Raw genomic sequence first — 3,375 nt, forward strand, 5'->3', positions numbered from 1 at the left:
GGGCCGCTGCTGCTCGGCCGTCTCTTCGATACGCTCGGTCGCCGCGCCATGATCGTGTTTACCTACGGTGTATCCGGCCTCCTGCTTGCCTTGTCGGGATACCTGTTTTCGATCGGCGCGCTCAGCGCGCAGGGGCAGACGATCGCCTGGATGGTGATTTTTTTCTTCGCCTCGCCCGCGGCGAGCGCCGCCTACCTGACCGTGAGCGAGACCTTTCCGCTGGAGGTGCGGGCGCTGGCGATCGCCGTCTTCTATGCGGTTGGCACCGGCATCGGCGGGGTCATCGGCCCCGCGCTGTTCGGCGTGCTGATCGACACCGGGTCCCGCGTCAGCGTGTTCGCGGGCTACCTGCTGGGCTCGGTGCTGATGATCGCGGCCGCGATCGTGGCGTGGCGCTACGCCGTCGCCTCGGAGCGCAAATCGCTCGAACAAGTCGCGCGGCCGCTCGCTTTCATGGAGTAGACTATGAGTTCGGAACTGGCCGAGATGCGATTGGACGACGAACGGACCATGCGTGAGGAACAGGACGCGCCGGATACGGTGCCGGTGCCGCATGCCCTGGTGCCGCATCTGAGCGAGACCGCGATCCTGCTCGACATCGACGGCACGCTGCTCGACCTGATGCCGACGCCGCGCGAGGTCTGGGTGCCGCCCGGCCTGTCCGACACGCTCAATCGTCTGGTCGAGCGCACCTCCGGCGCGCTGGCACTGGTCTCCGGCCGCTCGCTCAACGACATCGACCTGATCTTCGCGCCCGACCAGTTCCCCGCGATCGGCGGCCATGGCGCGGAGCTGCGGCTTTCGCCGGACAGCGAGGCGGTTGCGAGCCACGCGCCGCCGATGGACAGGGAATTGAAGCGGCGGCTGGCGGCGATCGCGAAGCTCAGCCCCGGCATTCTGCTCGAGGACAAGGGCTATTCGCTCGCGCTGCATTATCGCCTGGCCCCGCACGCGGAGAAGGCGATCTATGCGGCGGTCTCGCTGATCCGCGCCGACCTGCCGAACGCGCCGATCGAGGTGCTGCCCGGCAAGCTCGTCTGCGAGATCAAGCATTCCGGCTTCACCAAGGCGAGCGGCGTGCGCGAGCTGATGCTGCACGAGCCGTTCAGGGGACGCCGTCCGCTGTTCATCGGCGACGACGTCACCGACGAGACCGTGTTTGCGATCATGCCCGACATGGACGGTCTCGCCTTCTCCGTCGGCCGGCGCGCCCGCGGCGTCAACGGTCACTTCGATGCGCCGAGCGATGTGCGCGAGTTTCTCGCGCATCTGCTCGATGACGTCGGGTGAAAACAAGGCAGCGCCACCCGGCAGCCACAATACCTCCGGCGATGTTCGCCGCGCGCGTTTCGAGCTGAACAGTCGCGGCGCAAAAATCTGTCTTTGCGTCGAATTCCGGCTTTCACGCACGAAAACCGGTTCCAACGCGCGCGCCCGATTTTGGTTTCAATTGGTTGAAACGATGTTCCGGAACCATATTGATGAACGTCAGTTAAACGGGACGGAATGAACAGGAGGGGACGACCTGTGAACCTCGTCGTCGTTTCAAATCGCGTCGCGCGCGGCAAGGCCAGCGAACCCATGACGGGGGGCCTCGCCGCAGCGCTGTTGCCCGTCGTGGAACACTCCGGAGCGATCTGGGTGGGTTCCTCGGGCCGCGTGCGCGACGGTCACCAGAAGGAACCGTTTGCGGAGGTCGAATCGCTCGGTTCCGGCGCGCTCGCGACGCTCGATCTGCCGGCCGCGCATTACGGCGGCTATTACGAGGGCTTCGCCAATTCGGCGCTGTGGCCGGCGCTGCATTCGCGCAGCGACCTGATCCGCGTTTCACACGGCGACTATCTCAGCTATCGCGAGGTCAACGCCTTCATGGCGCGCGCGCTGCTGCGCTTCCGCAAGGAGAAGACCGCGTTCTGGGTGCAGGACTATCATTTCCTGGCGCTCGGCGCCGAGCTGCGCCAGCTCGGTGTCGACGATCCGATCGGCTTCTTCCTGCATACGCCGTGGCCCGTGCCGGCCGTGATGCAGGGCGTGCCGCATCATCGCGAATTGATCGAAGCGATGCTCGCCTTCGATCTCCTCGGCTTCCAGACCGAGGAGGACCGCGGCAATTTCCTCGCCTATGCCGGCGGCGACCTCGGGCTCGCCGTCGAGGACGGCGTCGTCGTCTCCGGCCACGGACGCACCCGCTGCCAGGTCTTCCCGATCGGCATCGACGCGGAGAAGTTCGCGCAATATGCGACGAAGGCGATCTCGCATCCCGACGTGTCGCGGCTGCGGCGCAGCCTCAACGGCGAGAAGCTCGCGATCGGGGTCGACCGGCTCGACTATTCCAAGGGGCTCGTCAACCGCATCAACGCCTTCGACCGCCTGTGGACCGAGCAGCCGCATCTGGTGCGCGGCATCTCGCTGCTGCAGATCGCGACGCCCTCGCGCGGCAACATCGAGGCCTACGGCAATCTGCAGAACGAGGTCGCCCGCCTCGTCAGCGACGTCAACGGCCGCCATGGCGAGGTGGACTGGACACCGATCCGCTACCTCAACAAGGGCTTTGGCCAGGCCGTGCTGGCGGGCCTCTACCGCACCGCGCAGGTCGGCGTCGTCACGCCGCTGCATGACGGCATGAACCTCGTCGCCAAGGAATATGTCGCGGCCCAAAATCCGGCCGATCCCGGCGTGCTGGTGCTGTCGAAATTCGCCGGCGCCGCCAACGAGCTCGACACCGCGCTCGTGGTCAATCCGCATGACATCGACGGCATGGTGCGGGCGATCTCGATCGCGGTGTCGATGCCGCTCACCGAACGGCGCATGCGCTGGGAGGCGATGATGGAGAAGCTGCGGCGGCACACCATCCGGCAATGGTCGGCGGAGTTCGTCGCGGCGCTGGAGAAGAGCCGGAGCGAAAGGGCGGCCGTGGCGCCGCTGGCGTCGCAGCCGCCACAGGCGCTGCGCTGGCTGCGGTCGGCGATCTCCGGCGTGCGCCTGCTCTAACGTCAATGGCAATACGATACGCCGTCGAGGATGGCGCAGCGCGCCCTGTCGGGTGCGTTGGGGTCGTCGAGCGGCACCGAGCCGTTGCCCTGGCCGACGAGCACGCCGATCCCGACATGGAAGATGGCTTCGTGAATCGTCGCACGGGCGCCGTGCGGGAGTCAGCGCTCAGGCCTGAAGCGAGACCGACGTGAAAAATATTCTCTTTTGAATACAATGACTTGGGGAAATTTCGCGCATTCGCCCCGCACTCCCTTGCAAAATCGGCGGCGCCCCTTCAAGAGAGGGCCATTCGGAGAGATGGCCGAGTGGCTTAAGGCGCACGCTTGGAAAGCGTGTGTGCGGGAAACCGTACCGTGGGTTCGAATCCCACTCTCTCCGCCA

Annotated in this window: 4 protein-coding genes and 1 tRNA gene; all 5 read left to right on the top strand. The window is 66.0% G+C overall.

Annotation, left to right across the window (positions count from 1 at the left end):
• Positions 1-462: MFS transporter (locus KGM94_RS24380; RefSeq protein WP_300265034.1), on the top strand; the 462-nt coding region annotated here is incomplete at its 5' end.
• A gap of 3 nt (positions 463-465) precedes the next feature.
• Complete coding sequence (gene otsB, locus KGM94_RS24385) at positions 466-1,290, top strand: trehalose-phosphatase (RefSeq protein ID WP_300265037.1); 825 nt, start codon at positions 466-468, stop codon at positions 1,288-1,290.
• The gene (locus KGM94_RS24390; RefSeq protein WP_300265039.1) at positions 1,277-1,510 is read left to right on the top strand and encodes a hypothetical protein; all 234 of its coding nucleotides are present in this window, start codon (positions 1,277-1,279) and stop codon (positions 1,508-1,510) included. The genes otsB and KGM94_RS24390 overlap by 14 nt, the downstream gene beginning before the upstream one ends.
• Positions 1,511-1,527: 17 nt before the next feature.
• Positions 1,528-2,991, top strand: a complete 1,464-nt coding sequence (locus tag KGM94_RS24395) for a trehalose-6-phosphate synthase (RefSeq protein ID WP_300265041.1) — start codon at positions 1,528-1,530, stop codon at positions 2,989-2,991.
• 294 nt (positions 2,992-3,285) lie between these two features.
• Positions 3,286-3,375: transfer RNA gene (locus KGM94_RS24400), tRNA-Ser, on the top strand.

This window comes from Bradyrhizobium sp. (genome assembly GCF_028868675.1).
GTDB lineage: Bacteria > Pseudomonadota > Alphaproteobacteria > Rhizobiales > Xanthobacteraceae > Bradyrhizobium.